General features: G+C 40.1%; 20 protein-coding genes and 1 pseudogene. 6 read left to right on the top strand and 15 right to left on the bottom strand.

Annotation, left to right across the window (positions count from 1 at the left end; all coding sequences use genetic code 11):
- Window positions 1–20 precede the first annotated feature (20 nt).
- The 3 genes from LPB86_RS05545 to LPB86_RS05535 all read right to left on the bottom strand — a co-directional run bounded on the left by LPB86_RS05545 (window position 21) and on the right by LPB86_RS05535 (window position 5,700).
- On the bottom strand, window positions 21–3,113 hold the full coding sequence (locus LPB86_RS05545) for a TAT-variant-translocated molybdopterin oxidoreductase (protein WP_230641694.1): 3,093 nt from the start codon (window positions 3,111–3,113) through the stop codon (window positions 21–23).
- 45 nt (window positions 3,114–3,158) lie between these two features.
- Window positions 3,159–4,457, bottom strand: a complete 1,299-nt coding sequence (locus tag LPB86_RS05540; RefSeq protein ID WP_230641692.1) for a c-type cytochrome — start codon at window positions 4,455–4,457, stop codon at window positions 3,159–3,161.
- Between the two features lie 262 nt (window positions 4,458–4,719).
- Window positions 4,720–5,700: a deoxyhypusine synthase family protein gene (locus LPB86_RS05535; RefSeq protein WP_230641691.1), complete on the bottom strand. Its 981-nt coding sequence runs from the start codon at window positions 5,698–5,700 to the stop codon at window positions 4,720–4,722.
- 88 nt (window positions 5,701–5,788) lie between these two features.
- Here LPB86_RS05535 and LPB86_RS05530 point away from each other — a divergent pair, with 88 nt between their 5' ends.
- A complete protein-coding gene (locus LPB86_RS05530) occupies window positions 5,789–6,919 on the top strand; it encodes an outer membrane protein assembly factor (RefSeq protein WP_230641689.1) in 1,131 nt (376 codons plus the stop codon).
- A gap of 20 nt (window positions 6,920–6,939) precedes the next feature.
- Here the strand turns inward: LPB86_RS05530 and LPB86_RS05525 are convergent, their stop codons facing one another.
- On the bottom strand, window positions 6,940–7,809 hold the full coding sequence (locus LPB86_RS05525) for a transglutaminase-like domain-containing protein (RefSeq protein ID WP_230641687.1): 870 nt from the start codon (window positions 7,807–7,809) through the stop codon (window positions 6,940–6,942).
- Between the two features lie 43 nt (window positions 7,810–7,852).
- On the opposite strand from LPB86_RS05525, the gene LPB86_RS05520 reads away from it, so the two are divergent.
- On the top strand, window positions 7,853–8,635 hold the full coding sequence (locus tag LPB86_RS05520; protein ID WP_230641686.1) for an O-methyltransferase: 783 nt from the start codon (window positions 7,853–7,855) through the stop codon (window positions 8,633–8,635).
- 46 nt (window positions 8,636–8,681) lie between these two features.
- On the opposite strand, the gene LPB86_RS05515 is transcribed toward LPB86_RS05520, so the two are convergent.
- Together LPB86_RS05515 and prfB are read right to left on the bottom strand one after the other, a co-directional pair.
- Window positions 8,682–9,329: an START domain-containing protein gene (locus LPB86_RS05515; RefSeq protein ID WP_230641684.1), complete on the bottom strand. Its 648-nt coding sequence runs from the start codon at window positions 9,327–9,329 to the stop codon at window positions 8,682–8,684.
- A 3-nt stretch (window positions 9,330–9,332) separates the two neighbouring features.
- A protein-coding gene (gene prfB, locus LPB86_RS05510; protein ID WP_230641682.1) for a peptide chain release factor 2 occupies window positions 9,333–10,407 on the bottom strand; the annotation gives its coding sequence in 2 pieces (ribosomal slippage) (window positions 9,333–10,346 and window positions 10,348–10,407; 1,074 coding nt in all).
- A gap of 207 nt (window positions 10,408–10,614) precedes the next feature.
- On the opposite strand from prfB, the gene LPB86_RS05505 reads away from it, so the two are divergent.
- Window positions 10,615–12,126, top strand: coding sequence for a hypothetical protein (locus LPB86_RS05505; RefSeq protein WP_230641681.1), 1,512 nt, complete (start codon window positions 10,615–10,617; stop codon window positions 12,124–12,126).
- Window positions 12,127–12,270: 144 nt separating this feature from the next.
- Here LPB86_RS05505 and LPB86_RS05500 read toward each other — a convergent pair whose 3' ends face one another.
- The 5 genes and pseudogenes from LPB86_RS05500 to epsC all read right to left on the bottom strand — a co-directional run bounded on the left by LPB86_RS05500 (window position 12,271) and on the right by epsC (window position 15,050).
- Entirely contained in the window at window positions 12,271–12,705 is a 435-nt protein-coding gene (locus LPB86_RS05500) for a hypothetical protein (protein ID WP_230641679.1), read from the bottom strand.
- A gap of 32 nt (window positions 12,706–12,737) precedes the next feature.
- A pseudogene (locus LPB86_RS05495) lies at window positions 12,738–12,991 on the bottom strand (Txe/YoeB family addiction module toxin).
- Entirely contained in the window at window positions 12,988–13,242 is a 255-nt protein-coding gene (locus tag LPB86_RS05490) for a type II toxin-antitoxin system Phd/YefM family antitoxin (RefSeq protein ID WP_230641678.1), read from the bottom strand. The pseudogene LPB86_RS05495 and the gene LPB86_RS05490 overlap by 4 nt, the downstream one beginning before the upstream one ends.
- A gap of 122 nt (window positions 13,243–13,364) precedes the next feature.
- Window positions 13,365–14,237, bottom strand: a complete 873-nt coding sequence (cysM, locus tag LPB86_RS05485) for a cysteine synthase CysM (protein WP_230641677.1) — start codon at window positions 14,235–14,237, stop codon at window positions 13,365–13,367.
- Window positions 14,238–15,050, bottom strand: a complete 813-nt coding sequence (epsC, locus tag LPB86_RS05480) for a serine O-acetyltransferase EpsC (RefSeq protein WP_230641675.1) — start codon at window positions 15,048–15,050, stop codon at window positions 14,238–14,240.
- Between the two features lie 201 nt (window positions 15,051–15,251).
- On the opposite strand from epsC, the gene LPB86_RS05475 reads away from it, so the two are divergent.
- The 3 genes from LPB86_RS05475 to LPB86_RS05465 all read left to right on the top strand — a co-directional run bounded on the left by LPB86_RS05475 (window position 15,252) and on the right by LPB86_RS05465 (window position 17,156).
- Window positions 15,252–16,103, top strand: coding sequence for a DUF4349 domain-containing protein (locus LPB86_RS05475; protein ID WP_230641673.1), 852 nt, complete (start codon window positions 15,252–15,254; stop codon window positions 16,101–16,103).
- Between the two features lie 511 nt (window positions 16,104–16,614).
- Window positions 16,615–16,845 carry a hypothetical protein gene (locus tag LPB86_RS05470; RefSeq protein WP_230641671.1) on the top strand — a complete coding sequence of 77 codons (231 nt, stop codon included), beginning with the start codon at window positions 16,615–16,617 and terminating at the stop codon, window positions 16,843–16,845.
- Window positions 16,846–16,856: 11 nt separating this feature from the next.
- Window positions 16,857–17,156 (top strand): type II toxin-antitoxin system RelE/ParE family toxin, encoded by a 300-nt coding sequence (locus tag LPB86_RS05465; protein WP_230641669.1) that lies wholly within the window; start codon window positions 16,857–16,859, stop codon window positions 17,154–17,156.
- A gap of 16 nt (window positions 17,157–17,172) precedes the next feature.
- Here the strand turns inward: LPB86_RS05465 and LPB86_RS05460 are convergent, their stop codons facing one another.
- The 4 genes from LPB86_RS05460 to LPB86_RS05450 are packed head-to-tail and all read right to left on the bottom strand — an operon-like array spanning window position 17,173 to window position 18,657.
- Window positions 17,173–17,586 (bottom strand): DUF4265 domain-containing protein, encoded by a 414-nt coding sequence (locus LPB86_RS05460; RefSeq protein WP_230641667.1) that lies wholly within the window; start codon window positions 17,584–17,586, stop codon window positions 17,173–17,175.
- A gap of 48 nt (window positions 17,587–17,634) precedes the next feature.
- The gene (locus LPB86_RS20845; protein ID WP_255695484.1) at window positions 17,635–17,757 is read right to left on the bottom strand and encodes a hypothetical protein; all 123 of its coding nucleotides are present in this window, start codon (window positions 17,755–17,757) and stop codon (window positions 17,635–17,637) included.
- Window positions 17,750–18,076, bottom strand: coding sequence for a hypothetical protein (locus tag LPB86_RS05455; RefSeq protein ID WP_230641666.1), 327 nt, complete (start codon window positions 18,074–18,076; stop codon window positions 17,750–17,752). Before LPB86_RS05455 ends, LPB86_RS20845 begins: the two co-directional genes overlap by 8 nt.
- Window positions 18,077–18,135: 59 nt before the next feature.
- Complete coding sequence (locus LPB86_RS05450; RefSeq protein ID WP_230641664.1) at window positions 18,136–18,657, bottom strand: hypothetical protein; 522 nt, start codon at window positions 18,655–18,657, stop codon at window positions 18,136–18,138.
- Window positions 18,658–18,782 lie beyond the last annotated feature (125 nt).

Below are 18,782 nucleotides of genomic sequence, written 5' to 3'. Positions count from 1 at the left end.
CTTAAATATCAGCTTTGCGCTTACGCTTGTACTGTTGTTTCTGTATTCCTAATTTTTGTCATATAACCTATACCAGGTTGTACGTTTAACTCCTCTAAAACGTAATAGATGCGTTCGCTGCGTAATGCTTTAGAAACTTCTGATTCCGGATCGTTTCCATCTCCAAAAATAATTGCATTTGCAGAACAAGCTTCCTGACAAGCCATTTTGATATCACCATCTTTTAAAGGACGTTTTTCAATTTTAGCCTGTAATTTACCAGCTTGAATTCTTTGGATACACATTGAACATTTTTCCATTACCCCTCTTGAACGTGAAGTAACATCAGGGTTTAATACCAACTGAGTAAATTCGTTGTTCAGGTAGTTATCAAAACGTGAATCATTCCAGTAGTTAAACCAGTTGAAACGACGTACTTTATATGGACAGTTGTTTGCACAATAACGTGTACCCACACAACGGTTATAAGCCATATGGTTTAAGCCGTCAGACGAGTGAACTGTTGCCAATACCGGACAAACTGTTTCACAAGGCGCATGGTCGCAATGCTGACAAAGCATTGGTTGATGCACCACAGACACATTATCAAGGTTCTCTAAATGCGCAATTTCTTTTTCTTTCGTTACCGAGTTGATACCAGTGTCATGTCCACCATGTCCAGCATGAGCTTCATGTCCCGCATGTGCATCCGCTTCTACATTGTAGCTGTAGTAACGGTCAATACGGATCCAGTGCATCTCCCTGCGTTTACGTACTTCCTCTTTACCTACAACAGGAATGTTATTTTCCACGTTACAAGCAACGATACAAGATCCGCAACCAGTACAAGCATTCAAATCGATTGCCATTACCCAGTTGTTTCCTGGTTTCTCAAATTTATCCCACAAATCGTAAGTTTTGTGTTTCTCACCGTGGTTACCAGAACCTGCAGCAGCGTCCTTTTTGTAAGCCGCAAAAGTTGCTTCTCTGATTACATTTCTTCCCTCAAAAGAGTGGTGGGTTTGAGTTTGGGCCAACTCCTCAGTTCTTCCGGTTCCCGAAAGTTCTACTGTGTTGGCATATTTTAATGTGCCGTTGATTAAAGACACAAATGGGTATGCATTTTTACCTACGTTATCACCTGCTTTACCAACTTTAGTTCTTCCGTAACCTAAAGCAATAGAAGCAGTACCCTGTGCTTGTCCAGGCTGGATTAAAAGCGGCAAGTCTACAGTATAACCATTAGCTCCTTTTACAGCAACCACATCAAATTCTTTGTAACCTAATTTCTCAGCAGTTTTAGGCGCTACAGCTATGTAGTTGTCCCAGGTAACTTTAGTAACCGGATCAGGAAGTTCTAATAAGAAGGCATTGTTTGCATTCTTACCATCGCGCATTGGCAAACTTTCATAAACCTGTAATTCTAAAGCGTTTCCACCTTTTGCTAAGGCCTTACTATTGTTAATAGCTGCTGAAGCTACTGCATCAACTGAAAGGCTAAAAGCATAAGCAGTAACCGGTTTTGCAGGAGCTGAAAATACACCGGTCTGAAGCAAATCATTCCAGGTTTTACCTACTGCAGGCAAAATATTTTTCTCCCAGTTGTTACGCACATACTGGTAGTAATCTTTAATAGCGTTATCACTCCAGATCAATAAGCTTTGCTCAGCCTGACGGGAGTCAAATATTGGATTGATGGTTGGCTGCACAACAGAATAAGTTCCGGCATACATACTTGCATCACCCCATTGTTCCAAATAATTCTGGCCAGTTGCAATCACATCACATAAAGTAGATGTTTCATCTTCACGATCAGAGAACGAAACTTTCAAAGGTACTTTAGCCAAAGCCTCAGTAAATGCCTTTGCATTGAACGAATCGTATGCAGGGTTGGTATTCAATAAGAATACAGCTGCTACTTCACCTCTGTTCATTTCATTGATCAACTCTGCAAATTCAGCATCGTTACCAACGTATTTCTGACATGGGTTATCAAGGTCAATTGTAGTACCATAACTACCGATAGCAGCGTTGATCGCATTTACCAGAATTTGTGAGGATACATCATTAGAACCAGAAACTACCAATGATTTGCCTTTATTCTGAAGCAATTCCTTGGCAACCAATTTCAATGCCTTTTCAGCAGTTACATTATTTGGCAATACTCCACCAGGCAAGTTAGCACCAGTAACTGCATTATATAAGGTAACCAAAGCAGGGCCTTCTTCTGATAATTTAACAGGAACACGGGTATCAGCATTGGTACCGGTCAAACTCATGCCAGCCTCAAACTGGAAGTGGCGTGACATTTTACCTTTAGCCAATGATTTGTAATCCCTGTTCGCAATATATTGAGAAGTAAATTCTTCACCACTAATCCAGGTACCTAAAAAGTCAGCCGCAAAACTTACAATCAGGTCAGCCTTATCAAAGTTATATTTTGGAATTACCGCTTTTCCAAAGCTATTTTCGTTCGCCTTTACAATACCTGTATAAGATACCGCATCGTACTGAACGTGTTTAGTAGCTGGATAAGCAACAGTAAAATCAGCAATTACGGCTGTAGTAGAAGGGCTGTAAACAGAAGATGAAATGACACGGATCTTTTTACCGGAAGCTTTCGCTTTGTTCAGTTCAGCCTTTACAAAAGTATCGACCTCAGACCATGTGGTTGCTTCTTTCTTTAAAACCGGGGTTTTTAGTTTAGAAACATCGTACAAGTCTAAAACAGAAGCCTGCGACTGGGCATCAGTTCCACAGTTAAATTCACCTGCTTTAGGGTTCGGTTCAATTTTAATTGGCCTACCTTCTCTGGTTTTCACCAAAATACTCTGTCCGTTGTAACTAGACACATAGTAATTCGGGATCCCAGGAGTTACCTCCTCAGGTTTAATTAAATAAGGAATTGATTTGTGCACTGGTGCAGGCTGACAAGCAGCAAGTGAAACTGCACCCAACCCAAAGCCTAGCGCTTTTAAAAAGTCACGGCGCGGAGTTACGGTACTTAACCCTGCTTCATTTAAAACATCTTCTATTGGAAGCGGCTCAGCAAATTCATTTTTGTTGTTTTCAACAAAATCGGGAGTGTTTTTAAACTCCTCTAAGCCTTTCCAGTATCTTTTATTGCTTTCCATTTAAGCTATATTACTGTTTATCGAACGTTCTTACTACTAACTCTATTAATAATGACATTTACCACATTCCAAACCGCCTAAAGCTGCAGGAGTGATTTTTTCACCTTTTTTAATCTTCTCATGCGCTTCGATGATCTTATCATAAAATGCATTGCCTTTAACGTCCATTTGAGTGGCTTTATGGCAATTGATACACCATTTCATCGTTAGCGGAGAATACTGATAGATTTCTTCCATCGTATCTACCGGACCATGACAAGCAAAACAAACCGGCTCATTAGGTTTTAAACCTTTTTCTTTACGAATAGCTGTTTCAGCAACTACAACGTGTTGTGAGTGGTTAAAGTAGGCGAAATCAGGCAGGTTGTGTACACGTACCCATTCTACTGGTTTTTCTTTAGACTTGTCGTAAGTCATTTTATCCGCATCGTAACCCAATGCATTGTAGATTTTCTGAATCTCAGGAGAAATGTTTCCATCATGGCTGTCCCTGGCCTGAACCGCTTTGTGACAGTTCATACAAACATTCAACGATGGAATTGATGCATTTTTAGACTTAAACGCACCAGAGTGACAATACTGACAATCAATCTGGTTTACACCAGCGTGCAACTCATGCGAGAACTTGATTGGCTGTACAGGTTGGTATCCTGTATGAACACCGGTCTCCCACATACCCATCCATCCAAAGGTTGACAAAGCAGCCACGATGCACAGAATAAAGAAGAAGATAAATTTCTTGTTTTTAAACAGGCCTTTAATACCTGTTGCCAATGAAACACCACCTTGCTCGTCTTCAACAATATCAAAGCCTTGTTTCTGAAGAATCAGACGCTCCAGCATTTTAATTGCACGGCCTAACACCACCAATACCACAATCGAGATCAGGATAATGGCGATTACCCCGGCTAAAGAGAAGTTTGAAACTTCTTCCTGAGCGGCAGGGCCAGCAGTTTCTCCTGCTTTCTTAGGCTCACCTGCTTTAATATAAGCAAGTACGTTTTTAATGTCATCCGGTTTTAAAGACGGAAAGGCAGTCATCTCCGCATTTGGATTAAACTTTGAAGCCTCTACAGCCTCTTTATCACCCGAAGCGATGAATGCAGGAGCATTGTTAATCCATTTCAACAGAAATTCTTCGCTTTTAGTCGGAACCAATGGCTGTAAGGCGGGCCCGGTCATGTCGCGGTCCAACGCGTGACAAGAAGTACACTTTTCCTTGAAGATTACTCGTCCAGCTGCTGCGTCTTGTGCCTGTGTTCCAGAAGTAATTAAAACAGATAGAGCCGATATCATAAATGCCGACTTCCAAACTCTTCTAATGATCAATGAGATATTCCTCATAATGAGTATTTTATGCTTTATTTTTAATAAACTGGTATTTGTAATTGATGTTTAAACAGATGTCTAGGATCAAAACGTGAACAAAAGTAAAGTTTATTAGGTTACCAATGACAAATTAGTGACAGTAAATACAATTTATAACCATTCTAAACTATGCCTTTAAATGGTCTTAAAGCACGAAAACCAGCAAATTTTAAAGATTGCTGGTTTTCGTTTCTTATAAGTTTATCTAAAATGATTTTCATCATTTTGGAAATTAGAATTACATTTTTAATATCCAGGCAAACATCAGCGGTGCAACTATAGTTGCGTCAGATTCTACAATAAATTTAGGGGTGTTGATGTCAAGTTTACCCCAGGTAATCTTCTCATTAGGCACTGCTCCTGAGTAAGAACCGTAAGAGGTTGTAGAATCAGAAATCTGGCAGAAATAGCTCCAGAAAGGAATATTTTCCATCTCCATATCCTGATACAACATCGGCACTACGCAAATCGGGAAATCGCCCGCAATACCACCGCCAATCTGAAAAAAGCCGATGCCTTTACCTTCACTGTTGGCAATATACCAGTTGGCCAACCAGCCCATATATTCAATTCCGCTTTTCATGGTTGTTGCTTTCAATTCCTCTTTCATCACGTAAGAAGCGAAAATATTTCCCATAGTACTGTCTTCCCATCCCGGAACCACAATTGGCAAATTCTTCTCCGCAGCAGCCAGCATCCAGGAGTTTTTAGGATCAATTTCATAATATTGCTCCAGATCACCGCTCAAAAGCATTTTGTACATAAATTCATGTGGAAAATAACGTTCTCCGGCGGTATCCGCATCTTTCCAGATTTTATGGATGTGTTTCTGCAACCTGCGAAAAGCTTCCTCTTCAGGAATACAAGTATCCGTAACACGGTTATAGTGGTTTTCCAGCAAATCCCATTCATCCTGCGGACTCAAATCGCGGTAATTAGGTACACGTTTGTAATGTGAATGTGCTACAAGGTTCATGATGTCTTCTTCAAGATTAGCTCCGGTACAAGAAATAATCGAAACTTTATCCTGACGGATCATCTCGGCCAAAGAAATACCCAGCTCTGCTGTACTCATGGCGCCAGCAAGCGTAATCATCATCTTGCCGCCTTCATCTAAATGTGTTTCATATCCTTTAGCAGCATCCATCATTGCTGCTGCGTTAAAATGAAGGTAATGTCCCTCCATAAACTGCGATATTGGTCCCCTTGTAATGCTCATTTAACTGTTTTTTTTGATAAAGCGCAAAAATAGATATTTTTATCCGATTAAATCTCCATAAACTTGCAGCCGCAAAACAAACCATTCCATGAAGATAAAGCTTATTCTAGCTTTCCTGATGTGCGCCGTCCTAAATGGGAATGCACAAATTAAACTGATCAAAAAGATGCTGTCTAACGAGCTGGACACCACAAGAAAAGCCAGTTTCATGCCTATTCCGGTATTTAGGTACAGCCAGGAAACGGGATTGGAATTCGGTGCCGGAACACTTTTCTCTATGTACATAGATAGAAAAGACACTACAAACCGCAGTTCTAATTTTTCGGCCCTAACTTCATACTCCACTCAAAAGCAATACAACATTACCCTGAGGGGAAGCGTGTGGACAAAAGCGAATAAATATCATTTGATCGGTGAATTTAAGTTTAAAAGAACACCCTTTAATTTCTATGGAATAGGTAACAACACTATCGGCCTAAACCAGGATAGGTTGGTACAAGACCTATTTAAAGTGTTTTTTGAAACGGAAAAGAATATCCTGCCTTTTACTTATATCGGACTTTCACTGGGCTACGAAAATTATAGCTTCGTTGACAAAATAAATGGGGGCATTTTTAGCGCAGATCCTTCAATTATTGGCAAATCCGGGGGCTCAGCCGCTTTTGTAGGTATTTCACAAAGTTTCGACAACCGCAACTCCAACAACTATCCAAGCAAAGGCTTATACGCAAAAGTAGCCTACCAATATGCGCCAAAACTATTTTCAACAGCAGAATTTAGTGGTAGTCAGTTTAAAGCAGTAGTCAGCAATTTCTGGCCATTGGCCAAAAAATTTGTACTCGGTGTAAATGCCTTATATTATACCATACAAAGCAGCAACACCCCTTTTTACCTCTTGCCTCAAATGGGTAATGATGAAATGATGCGGGGTTATTATGCTGGCCGCTACCGTGCAGAAAACCTATTGGCGGCACAAACGGAACTACGTTACCGCTACAGCAACAGGTTTGGTCTGGTCGCGTTTGCCGGTGCAGGTAGAGTGTTTAACAATGGCGAATTTTCATTTAAAGGCTTCAAACCCTCCTACGGAGCTGGTGGACGCTATTTCTTCGATCCTGCCAAAGGCTTAAGTGTGCGCCTGGATTATGGCATCGGAGAAAAGCTACCCAACGAAAAACGCCAAAGTGGTTTCTACATCAGTTTAGCAGAAGCTTTTTAAAAGATAAGCCCTGACGACACCTAAATCTCGGTGTTCACTAAAATCTCCTGCAGCTCCTCTAATTCAGCAGCTTTTTCCGGGGCACCGGATTTTCGATAAGAAGAAATTAAATTTCGGAGAATGCGCCTGATGATCTCCACATTACTACAGGGCGCATAAAAACCCGGTTGAGGTTCCAGGTTTAACTGGCGTAAAAACTGGTCTACATCATGCTTACCAAAAATAGAACCTTTATTAAAGGCGTTAATATAAAACAATACGCCAAATTCCTGCTCATCACGTTTAGTTTCATCAATGTAGCCAAGGATAAAATGCTGGGGAAGGTTAACACCATACACGGGGATATCCAGTTTTTGGGCTACAGTAGCATAAATGATAGCCAGCGAAATCTGGTTTCCCTTTTTGCTCTCCAACACCTGGCTCAGGTAAGAATTTTGTGGATCCTGGTGGTTTTTAGTGTTCCCTCCAAAACCATACACGTTATAAAAAACATGGTTAATGAGTTTTATCTTTTCAATCGAACTCATTTCATGCTGCAGGCCAAGCCAAACTTCTCTTTTAATCTCTTCAATCTGGTTAATGATCTTTTGATCGTCAAGATCCGGATATTGGTACCTGTTAATCACCAATGCACCCTGGAGCAGATCAAACGCGCCACTTTGGTACCACAATTTCAAGTCCTCCTTAACCGTAGCAAATTGAATTTTGTGTACTATATTTTCTATACGTTCTTGCAGTACGGTATCCAGGGATTTTTCCCAAACATCTTCCAGATGATGAATTACGCCATTTCCGTAACCCAAAAGTTTCTTTTCTACATGCTCATAAACTTCTCTGTCCGGATCATCCAGAAGTTTAACCAATGCATTTATTTCTGTACTATTTTCCATTAAATATGCCAATTAGAAAGGTGTGATTCCTATTTTTGTAACCATGGTTTTTAATTTCATTGCCGATTACCTGAAACATCGCTTTACTGCAAACAGCAGACACGGCACCCATTCCCCTTTTGTCTATAAATTGGTTGATGAGGTAATTTACGACTTTAAGTCTAATATTGAATACAATGTTATTGAGCAGCATAGAAAAAAACTTTTAAATGACGATCGGTTTATTACTGTAACCGATCTGGGTGCCGGTTCACACTTAAACAAAAACCGTACAAAAAAAGTAAAGGAGATTGCAAAAAACGCATTAAAATCTCCCCGGCTGGCACAATTAATTTACCGGCTGGCTAAAGATAGCCAACCTAAAAACAGTATAGAATTAGGTACCTGTCTGGGTTTAACCACGGCCTACTTAGCCAAAGCAGCACCCGAAGCAGCTGTTCTAACCATAGAAGGATGCCCGGAAACAGCTGCTATAGCCAATGAAAATTTCAAGACCTTAAACCTGGCCAATGTTGAACTGTTGGTTGGAAATTTTGATGAATTACTGCCAAAAGAAATTGAAAAACGAAGCAAGCTTGATTTTGTATACATAGATGGCAACCACAGAAAAGAGGCAACACTTAATTATTTTAAATGGTGTCTCCCTAAAGTACATCAAAGTTCCATACTCATCTTTGACGATATTTACTGGAGCAAAGGCATGAAAGAAGCCTGGAAAGAGATCAAACAACATCCGCAGGTAACCGTTACCATAGATCTTTTTTGGATTGGATTGGTGTTTTTTAAAACCGATCAGGCCAAAGAACACTTTAAAATTAAGTTTTAAGCTTAACAGTTTAAATATAAGCAACAGGCATCTTAGACATCACCGCTCAATTCTCTATGAATGAAAGTTCTGCGTTTTTATATTTAGGCTTCTGCACCTGAATTTTTAGCTTTTCAAAAATCTGCATCGGTCCTTCTGCTGCAAACAAATTGATGAGCCATGCAGGTAAGTCCCCTCCCGGATCTACATGCAGGGTGTACACCACTTTCACTCGATCAGTGCCCAAAGCAGTAATCAGCCACCTTCCCTTCGAGTTGTTTACCCGTACTATCCCTTGTTTAAGCGCCACCATTCCAGTAGCAGCAGGACCATCTACGGTAACCTGTTTGCTTACTGGATTTTGTGTTACGGTTAAATGTGCTACAAAATCCCTGTTTTGCAACGGCCAGGGGAGTTTCACTTCAGAGTAATAATACAATTCAGAAGGGGAAACCTGCTTAATCAGTTTTGCGGATTTGGTTTCGTACACCCATTCCGCAGCTGCATTTACGTCCAAAAGCAAGGCAACAAGCTGTGAAGGTTTAGCATTAATTTCACATTCTACCTTCACAGCTTTGATCTCAGAACCAGCAATGCTGCTGGTATAAATTTTAATATCGTGTTTATCTTTCTGCAGTTTCCAGGTATTCTGCCCAAAAACTACCATACATTGAACAAGGAGCAAAATGCCGCTTAAAATTCCTTTCCTGCTCATGGCTTAGAATTCCATTAAATAGGCCTTTAAAAAGTCGTTCAAATCTCCATCCAATACGGCCTGAGGGTTAGAAGACTGAAAATTGGTCCGGTGATCTTTGACCCTGCGGTCATCCAGCACGTAACTTCTAATCTGCGAGCCCCATTCAATTTTCTTTTTATTACCCTCTATCAGCGCCGTTGCCTCCATGCGTTTACGCATTTCCGCTTCATACAGTTGCGATTTCAATAAACGGATGGCATTTTCCTTATTTTGCAGTTGTGAGCGTGACTCCTGATTTTTAATCACAATGCCTGAAGGCTTGTGGTATAACCTTACAGCCGTTTCCACCTTATTTACATTCTGCCCGCCTGCACCACCAGAACGGAAAGTTTCAAACTCAATCTCCGAATCCTTAACTTCTATCTCAATGGTATCGTCTACCAAAGGATAAACATACACAGAAGCAAAAGAAGTATGTCTGCGCGCATTGGAATCAAAAGGTGAAATCCGGACCAATCTATGCACCCCATTTTCTCCTTTAAGGTACCCATAGGCAAACTCGCCTACAAACTGGATCGTAACAGATTTTACCCCGGCAATCTCTCCTTCCTGATAATCCTGCTCCGAGATTTTATAACCGTTTTTTTCGCCCCACATCATATACATACGCATCAACATGTAGGCCCAGTCACAACTTTCCGTACCACCAGCACCAGCGGTAATCTGCATTACTGCGGGCAACTGATCCTCCTTATTCTTAAGCATATTCTTAAGCTCCAGGTTTTCTATCGCAGTCAGGCACAAATCATATTGTTCCTGCATTTCTTCTTCCGTGGCATCGCCACTTTGTAAAAAATCAAAAAGTACCTGGGTATCTTCCAGCAAAGCATTGGCTTGCTGCCAGGCATCCGTCCATATTTTTTTTGAATTGATTTCAGCGATGTGCTTTTCTGCCTTTTTAGGATCGTCCCAAAAATTTGGCTGCAGGGTCAGTTCCTGCTCTATGCGGATATCTTCCAGTCGGTTTTCGACGTCAAAGATACCTCCTCAGCGACGTTACTCTGTCCCTTAAATCCTGAATTTGTTCTTTTGTCATAAGCTACAAATATAGTAATCTTTAAAGTTACCATTGCATTTTATAACCAAACAGGGGGTCGAAATAAATCTCCCCCCTATTCCAACATCCCCATGTTGAGTAATATACCGTATATATTAAACTGCACAAATATAAAAATTTAAACAATGCTTTTATATGCTGTTAATTTATCATCTTGCATTTACATTAACCAAATACCTCTAGTACATGAACAAGATCTTCTTACTCGCTGGCATGCTGCTTGTAATGGCTTTCAAACCTGCCTTCCAGGATCCATGGTCATCTGCTTTTGTCAAAATAGATGCAAAGGGACGGCTTCAATATATTAAAGATAGAGAAGGCAATACCATTCCCGATTTTAGCCGGGTAGGCTACCATCAGGGCGATCTTAAAATCCCAAACGTTCCCACAGTAAAAACAATAAGTCCTGCTGGAAACAATAGTCAGCAGCTCATTCAAAATGCGATTGATGAAGTTGCTAAAATGCCAGTTGGTAAAAACGGCATTCGCGGTGCTATCCTACTTAAAAAAGGCAGTTATCCAATTGCAGGGATGCTAAAAATCAGTGCCGGAGGAATCATTTTAAGAGGCGAGGGCAGCGATGCAGAGGGCACAAAACTCATCGCTAAAGGGAAAACACAGCGATCGCTTTTGTCTATCTCAGGCACCGGTGCTTTAACAGAACAAAAAAACAGTCGCATAAAAATTAAAGAAAACTTTGTGCCTGTGGGCAGCTTTACTTTTAGCATTATGGATGCAAGGGGGTATCAACCTGGAGATAACATTGTAATCTTCAGACCAGGCACAGACTCCTGGATATCAGACCTTAAGATGGATAAAATTGAAGCGAGGGAAGGCACACTACAGTGGGAGGCAAAAGAGTATGATCTTCATTTTGAACGGAAAATCCTAAAAATTGAGGGAAATAAAATAACCATTGACAATCCTGTAGTGATGCAAATGGACAATAAGTATGGTGGCGGCTATATCTACAAATCTTCCTTTAGCGGTCGCATCGCAGAAATTGGCCTGGAAAACATCTATTTTGAATCGGAGTACGCCAATGAAGCAGATGAGGACCACGGCTGGATAGCGGTTAGTATCAATAAAGCTGAGAACTGCTGGGTTCGCAACATTACCTCCCGGTATTTTGGCTATTCCTGTGTAAGCCTTGGTTATGCCGCAAAACAAGTAACGGTACAAGACTCCAAATGTTTCGATGCTAAATCCATCATTACAGGGGGCAGAAGATATTCTTTTAACAACGATGGGCAGCAAAACTTGTTCATGAACCTGGAAAGCACTGAAGGCAGGCACGATTATGTTACAGGTGCAAAGACGCTTGGGCCAAATGTATTTTACAACTGCAGGGCAACCGGAACACATGCAGACATTGGTCCGCACCACAGGTGGGCCGTGGGCACCCTGTACGACAACATCAGCACTGATGGCGAGATCAATGTTCAGGACCGTGGAAACTATGGCACTGGTCATGGTTGGGCCGGGGTAACGCAGGTACTATGGAATTGTAATGTCAAACGCGCGGCGGTACAAAACCCATGGGTTTCGGGCAACAATTACAGCATTGGTACGCAAGGTGAAAAAGGTACGGGCAGGTTTAAAGATAGAATGGACGGTGCCTGGGAGAATCAGAACAGAAAAGGATTAACACCTGCATCTTTATATTTAGCGCAACTAAACGCGAGGCAGATAAAATAATAAAAGCTTGTAAGCTGTCGTTGACTGCATTTACATGTCCGGAATTCCTACTCCGAAAGGAGTATTTTGGAAGTCCATGCAACGCTAGGTCAACGCTCAGCTCACAAGCTTTCTACGCCGTATAGCTAGTGTGGATAGCAAGGCTTATAGTAAATAGATTAATACTGGGTGATCTTCAATAGTCATTTTATCCAGTACCATATTACCTTCTTTTAAAGTAAAGGGACCATCATTGCTGATCCCGGTCATTAAATCAAGTGCAGTGATTTTTTTGAAGGCTTTGCCGGCAACATCTATTTTAAGGGTAGCAATTCGGGAAGAAAAGTCTCCGTCGGTGCGTTCTGCCGACCACATTGCCAGTACCGGCTTGTTCTTTTCATCCTTAAATCCATAAACAGGAATGGTACCGGGAGCGGCCATTGTAACCTCATCCCATTTTATGGGATAGTCATCGGGACGATCTGCAACGTGATAAACTTCCGTTTTTAATTCTGCAGAAAGGGTTAAACCAGCTGTGGCCTCTGCAAGGCGCTGTACGGCATAAAACGCTGGTTTGGCCTTGAGTTCTGGATCTACCAAACCAAAATGGTGTTCAAGCTGATATATATATTCTAGTAGTGGTACCTACATTGCAATATAATTACAGCATCACCCTCAACTCTATAAATAATTCTATGCTCTAAATTTATTCTCCTTGACCACCATCCCACAAGTGAATGTTTCAATTGTTCAGGCTTTCCTTGTCCTTCATCCGGAGTTCTTTCAATCTCTTTATGATCGTATTTAGCTTTTTTAGAATTGCTTTATCATTTTGCTGCCAATGTAAATAATCTTGCCAGGCAACATCCTGAAATATAATCCTCATTCTTCGATCAGAGATCTTTCCTTACCCAACCCATTATTGTACTGTTCGATCCCCTCCATCAATCTCGCTGCATTCGCTGGGCTCTTAAGCAAATAAAACGTCTCCATCATGGCTTCATAGTCAGATTTTGACAAGACAACAACATCTTCACCATTATTTCTACTAATATAAAGTGGAGATTGGCTTATAAACACTTTATCTAAAAAGCTTTTTAAATGGGATCTGAAATTAGAGTAAGTAGTTATCTCCATTGTTTTAAGTATTGACTATTCAAAGTTAAGGAATTTAACAAGTTGTACAAGTTTTTGTACAAGTAAAGCTACATTGATAAATGACATTTTTCTAGAAAATGGGTTTACTGATTTCAGATAAATTACAAAAATAAATCGCTGCTCAGGTATCTGTCCCCACGGTCACAAGCAATAAAAACTATGGTACCAGAAGTCAGTTCACTCGCAAGTTTAAGGGCACAAGACAAAGCCCCTCCGCTGCTCATTCCGGCAAAAATCCCTTCTAAACGTGCCATTTGCCTTGCACATACCGAAGCCTCTTCCTGAGAAACATCCATTACTCTGTCTACTCTAGACGCATCAAATATTTTAGGAAGATAAGCTTCCGGCCATCTTCTGATGCCGGGGATTGAAGATTCTTCTGTAGGCTGGCAACCCACAATCTGTATATCAGGATTTTGTTCCTTCAAAAACATAGAATTACCCATAATACTACCAGTGGTTCCCATGGAACTTACAAAATGCGTAATCTCATGTTTGGTATCCCTCCATATCTCCGGCCCGGTAGTTTTGTAATGGGCAAGGTAATTGTCCGGATTTGCAAACTGGTCCAGTAAAAAGTATCCACCCTGGTTGCCTTTATCTTCTGCATAATCCCTGCAAATCTCTATAGAATCCAGCAAAGTCACTTTTGCGCCAAATGCTTCCATCGTTAAAGTACGCTCCCTGGTAGAATTTGATGGCATAACTAATTCAATTTCCAGCCCATAGATCCCAGCAATCATAGCCAGTGCTATCCCTGTATTTCCGCTTGTAGCTTCTATCAGTTTGGTGCCCCGCTGAATGTCGCCACGCTCCATCGCACTGCGGATCATATTTAGTGCCGCACGGTCTTTTACGCTTCCGCCAGGGTTGTTCCCCTCCAGCTTGGCAAAAATCCTGACATCAGGGTTTGGATTTAATTTTTGGATCTCCGCTAAGGGCGTATTTCCTATGCAATCTATAATACTTCCCATCTAAATTTTATTCTTTGTTTCTATCACTTTTACGGCAGATTGATGGTACACTGTAGAATTGGGCATCACACTTTTAGTAAGCCACACATTTCCCCCAATAATACTGTCATGACCAATAAACGTATCTCCACCCAAAATTGTTGCGCCAGAATAAATGATCACATGATCGCCAATGGTAGGATGCCTTTTGGTATTGGCCATGTATTTCTCTACGCTTAGTGCACCTAATGTTACGCCCTGATAAAGTTTTACGTAATCTCCAATTACTGTGGTTTCACCAATTACAATTCCGGTTCCATGGTCAATAAACAAATGCTCTCCTATTTGTGCTGCAGGATGAATGTCTATCCCGGTAATGGAATGGGCATATTCGGTAAGGATTCTTGGTATAATTGGAATTTCTGCTTTTAACAACGCATGTGCAATCCTGTATAATGCGATGGCAAGGAAGCCTGGATAACTCCTGATCACCTCAAATTCACTGGTCGCAGCGGGATCACCTTTTAAAATCGCCGCAATATCTGTGTTCATTTTCCGGTAAAGCTCTTGCAAATGGCTAAAAAATTCGGCGGCAATCAATTCATTATCACAACCCTCGCAAGCCTTGGTCCCATTGAGTAACCTCAATAACTCCTTCTCCAGTTTTACAAACAGCCGCTTAATCTCGTTTACAGAATAATCTGGTGTAGTTAAGCGCTCCGGATACAGCAAATTTAGCAGGTTTACAGCCCATTGTGCAACTTCCTGATTGGAGGGCACAGGTTCAATTAGATTCTGTTTAGCGTATAAATGATGGTAAAATTCTTCGTTCATAATCCAGCAGCGTTAGGTCTTGCTAAAGGTAAAGATAATTATAATGGATGAATTTTGCTGCGGGTTTAATTTACGTTTGGGTTACCTAATCCGGGTTATGGTATTAAAGTTCAACAATGTGATTTCAAAAAGCATTGTTAAACTTCATGGCCATTGAAGATAATATGAACAGTATGATTGCAGATTTTAAACCATTAAATCATGAAAAGGAATATTATTGCTATGGCTATGCTCATCGCATTATTTGGCTGTAACAGCGAAAAAAAATCAGACTATGCAAGTGCTGATACCATTGCCAGTTCATCAGAAACATCCGACAGTACTTTCGTCGAAAAAATCATCAAAACTGCCGATATGCGTTTTAGGGTCAAGGATGCCCGGAAAACTAAAATCAAGCTGAGCAAATTACTCAAAGACTTTGGTGGCAAACTGACCTCTTCCAATATCGAAAGCACCATTGCCCAACAGGAAACAGTTAAATATAGTCTGGATTCTTTACAGGAAATTGTCGGCTACCATACAGAAGGAAAGATGGAACTCAGGGTACCGTCTGACAAGCTGGATGAATTTACAGATGTTGTTGGCTCGCTGGCTATTTTCATAGACCACCAGTCTCTGGATTTTAATGACAAAGGACTAAACTATCTCTCCAATGAGCTTAAAGCCCAAAACCGTGTTGAAGCAATTGAAAACCTAAACAAAAAGGCCGTAAAGAAAAGCAACAACGTAGAGAGCGCCATGTATATCAAAGATGATTACATTGACAAAAAGGTAGAGAATCTGCAAATTGATGACCGTGTAAAACTGAGCACCATTACGTTGAGTTTTTACCAGGAAAACACGGTTACAAAAATGATTGTGAGCAACGACCGGCTATCCGATTTTCGCCCACCGTTCTTTAGAAGACTGGGCTTAAATTTATTGGAAGGCTGGTCTGTGTTTACCGAGGTAGTTTTAGCTTTAGCTTATGTGTGGGTATTTATTGTCCTTGCTCTGGCTATTTACTTTGGCGTCAAATATTACCGGAATAAGCGTCAGGTTGTAAAGCTGTAAATAAATTGTCCAACCGTTGTGCAGGTTCGCGACGCTGTTACCAAACCTTTGCATCGCCGTCATTCCGAACCGGCGCACCCTCAACTCAAACCGGCGCACCGTCATCTCGAACCGCAGGGAGAGATCTGTATAATGCATGTATGGATCTCTCTTTGCATTAAAATTTATCTACCTGATAATCGTCGCTATCAATTAAAAGAACTTTTAAACATAATCTAACGCTATAGCATTTAGATATCGCAATATAAGATTAGTAGCATATTAAAACAATAGGCCAAAATAGTTGGATCTCTCATTCCTGAAAGAGAAGCCGTAGGATATTGTCTAATAAATTAAGAAACAGATAAATAGAAGATACCGGTATTCTTCACGTTGTAGCGAGATGGAGGTGTAATATGCACCAGCAGGATATATACCTGCCGCATTCTGATACAAATTGAGAAGACATACTTTAATTACTCGCATGGTATTTGTTAAAATAAATTGTAAATTTGATTTATACTCTAATAAGATGACAACTTTAACAATCAATATTGAAGATCAATCTGCTGAAAAATCAGTAAAAGCCTTTTTAGATAAATTGGGACTAAAATATTCTATTGACAAGCAGTCATCTTCTAACCCATGGTGGGAAGATCAGGCCATAATTGAGAAGCTAGATGATCGTTCAAATGCGCTGAAATCTGGAACTGATAAAGGTTTTTCTTTCTCAGAAATTAAGCAAGATTTACTAGGCCGTTAATTTGTGCATAGATGTACTATCGTGTTATTATCGCTTCCCTTGCAAAAGATGAATTACAAAATTCTTACGATTGGTACGAAAAACAAAAGTTCGGTTTAGGCGAGAGATTTCTGCTTGTAATCGAGCAAGCAATTTCTTCAATATCTAATAACCCTGAATTCTATCCGGTTAAAGTGAATGCTTACCGTCAGTATGTGGTATCCAAGTTCCCTTACGTTCTAGTTTACGAACTCCTGCCCAAGGATAATTTAATTTACATACTTCATATCTTCAATACAAACCAAGAACCTGAAAAGAAAATCAAAATTTAGATAAGGTCATCTATTATCAACGATGATCGTCAGACAAGCAGGCTTCTTTAAAATCTAAGACCCCTTCTACTCTCTTTTGATCCAAATATTTCCTAGCGTCTACATAGACAACAATTTTGGGTATATCAACAGATATATATTCTCTCACATGACTACCTTCCCAATCACAATTAAACTTCATCAGATCATTGGTCACCCGATCAACAAAATCAGGCTTAAAAAAAATAATTTGAAGCGTAGAATGTCCAGAAGCCTCAATCAAGCTATCAAAAAACAATTCTCCCTCATCATCTTCATCTACCCACCTCACCATAATAAAAGCGCGCTCCGTAATCGTAGGTTGCTGATCCCAGCCCATCCTGCAATTCCTTGCCATCGTAAAGATAGTTGTTCCTATTGCCAGATACAAAACTAATAAACGCTTTTCCAAATGGTTGATAGTCATCAGTCTGTACAACTTTACCGCTCTGATTGAATGTTATTCTACTGTTACCTGACTTAAATTACCTGGTATGCCCCACAATTGGTTTGCGATATTTCCATTATACTGAGGTGTAGTACCATCATTATACTCGACAAAGCCCGATCGACTACTACGCATCCTTTAATCGATACTCTAATAATCGTTCGGCAATAGCTTGATCTGTCAATCCCTTATTCATCAATTGTAAATCTGAATTTATTAACTCTAATGCATAATCTAATGGAAAAAACTGGATAAATTTTATTCCATTTTTTTCATAAACAAGATCATCATCCGTTTCTTCTATTGGATATATATATATTTCAGATTCCATACTTAAAGATTCTTTCATGAAAATAATCAATGCCTCTGAATCCATGTCCAGTTCCTGCTCAACATAAAACTCTTCAAGTTTTACCGGGACTATTATAAATCCTATTAAAGTTATTAAATTCATATTATATATTTATTTCCTAAAAGCTACACCAATCCGAAGCATAGTCTTATCCTTATTATTCACATGGTTGTTCTCACCGTCTCATTTCCCCCATATACGTCGAACACCTGGACATAATTACCGCAACTCTCCATATACAATAAATCTTCAAGGTCGATTCCAAAATCCCGTTGTTTATTGCCATCCCTTAATGTAAAATACCCCCCTGCTGAAGGGTCTTTCATTTTGAGAAGTGACGCTACCCATCCGGTCAGTAAATTAAATGAACACATCTTAAACTTATCGAAATCAAATGGCTTAAGAAGCACATCTTCAAACAACCAGCTATAGGTGTTATAGTCTTCCAAATCATCGCAAAGCAAAATAAAACGCTCTCTGGATTTGAGGTGGCTAAGCTCCATATGGTGCTTTTTTACAAAGCTCACATCAATATAAACCATGTCTGGCTTTTGAGTTTTAAGAATGGCTACCCCACTTTTATAAGTCGTAGCAATTTCAGGAATAGCATAATGTGTACAGCTGAGAAATTTTGAAAGCACGGCAACAGATGCACTTTCAGCGAAAATTAAGGAAGTAATCATATTTTAAGAGCATAAAAGAACAGTTAAACATGGTCTAACGCTATAGCATTTAGATATGGCAATATAAGCGTTATCAAATATTAAAACAATAGGCAAAATAATTAATCAAACCACAATGAGGTTTT

The organism is Pedobacter sp. MC2016-14 (assembly GCF_020991475.1).
Lineage (GTDB): Bacteria > Bacteroidota > Bacteroidia > Sphingobacteriales > Sphingobacteriaceae > Pedobacter.
This window is presented reverse-complemented; position numbering and strand designations above follow the sequence as displayed.

What these genes read in the sequence shown, in the direction of transcription:
- LPB86_RS05520 (WP_230641686.1), top strand. Translation starts at nt 7,853, where the DNA reads ATGGTTTTTAATTTCATTGCCGATTACCTGAAACATCGCTTTACTGCA.
- LPB86_RS05475 (WP_230641673.1), top strand. Translation starts at nt 15,252, where the DNA reads ATGAAAAGGAATATTATTGCTATGGCTATGCTCATCGCATTATTTGGC.
- LPB86_RS05455 (WP_230641666.1), bottom strand. Translation starts at nt 18,076, where the DNA reads ATGAATTTAATAACTTTAATAGGATTTATAATAGTCCCGGTAAAACTT.
- LPB86_RS05490 (WP_230641678.1), bottom strand. Translation starts at nt 13,242, where the DNA reads ATGGAGATAACTACTTACTCTAATTTCAGATCCCATTTAAAAAGCTTT.
- LPB86_RS05530 (WP_230641689.1), top strand. Translation starts at nt 5,789, where the DNA reads ATGAAGATAAAGCTTATTCTAGCTTTCCTGATGTGCGCCGTCCTAAAT.
- cysM (WP_230641677.1), bottom strand. Translation starts at nt 14,237, where the DNA reads ATGGGAAGTATTATAGATTGCATAGGAAATACGCCCTTAGCGGAGATC.
- LPB86_RS05545 (WP_230641694.1), bottom strand. Translation starts at nt 3,113, where the DNA reads ATGGAAAGCAATAAAAGATACTGGAAAGGCTTAGAGGAGTTTAAAAAC.
- LPB86_RS05535 (WP_230641691.1), bottom strand. Translation starts at nt 5,700, where the DNA reads ATGAGCATTACAAGGGGACCAATATCGCAGTTTATGGAGGGACATTAC.
- LPB86_RS05450 (WP_230641664.1), bottom strand. Translation starts at nt 18,657, where the DNA reads ATGATTACTTCCTTAATTTTCGCTGAAAGTGCATCTGTTGCCGTGCTT.
- LPB86_RS05525 (WP_230641687.1), bottom strand. Translation starts at nt 7,809, where the DNA reads ATGGAAAATAGTACAGAAATAAATGCATTGGTTAAACTTCTGGATGAT.
- LPB86_RS20845 (WP_255695484.1), bottom strand. Translation starts at nt 17,757, where the DNA reads ATGCGTAGTAGTCGATCGGGCTTTGTCGAGTATAATGATGGTACTACA.
- LPB86_RS05540 (WP_230641692.1), bottom strand. Translation starts at nt 4,457, where the DNA reads ATGAGGAATATCTCATTGATCATTAGAAGAGTTTGGAAGTCGGCATTT.
- LPB86_RS05465 (WP_230641669.1), top strand. Translation starts at nt 16,857, where the DNA reads ATGTACTATCGTGTTATTATCGCTTCCCTTGCAAAAGATGAATTACAA.
- epsC (WP_230641675.1), bottom strand. Translation starts at nt 15,050, where the DNA reads ATGAACGAAGAATTTTACCATCATTTATACGCTAAACAGAATCTAATT.
- LPB86_RS05505 (WP_230641681.1), top strand. Translation starts at nt 10,615, where the DNA reads ATGAACAAGATCTTCTTACTCGCTGGCATGCTGCTTGTAATGGCTTTC.
- LPB86_RS05470 (WP_230641671.1), top strand. Translation starts at nt 16,615, where the DNA reads ATGACAACTTTAACAATCAATATTGAAGATCAATCTGCTGAAAAATCA.
- LPB86_RS05515 (WP_230641684.1), bottom strand. Translation starts at nt 9,329, where the DNA reads ATGAGCAGGAAAGGAATTTTAAGCGGCATTTTGCTCCTTGTTCAATGT.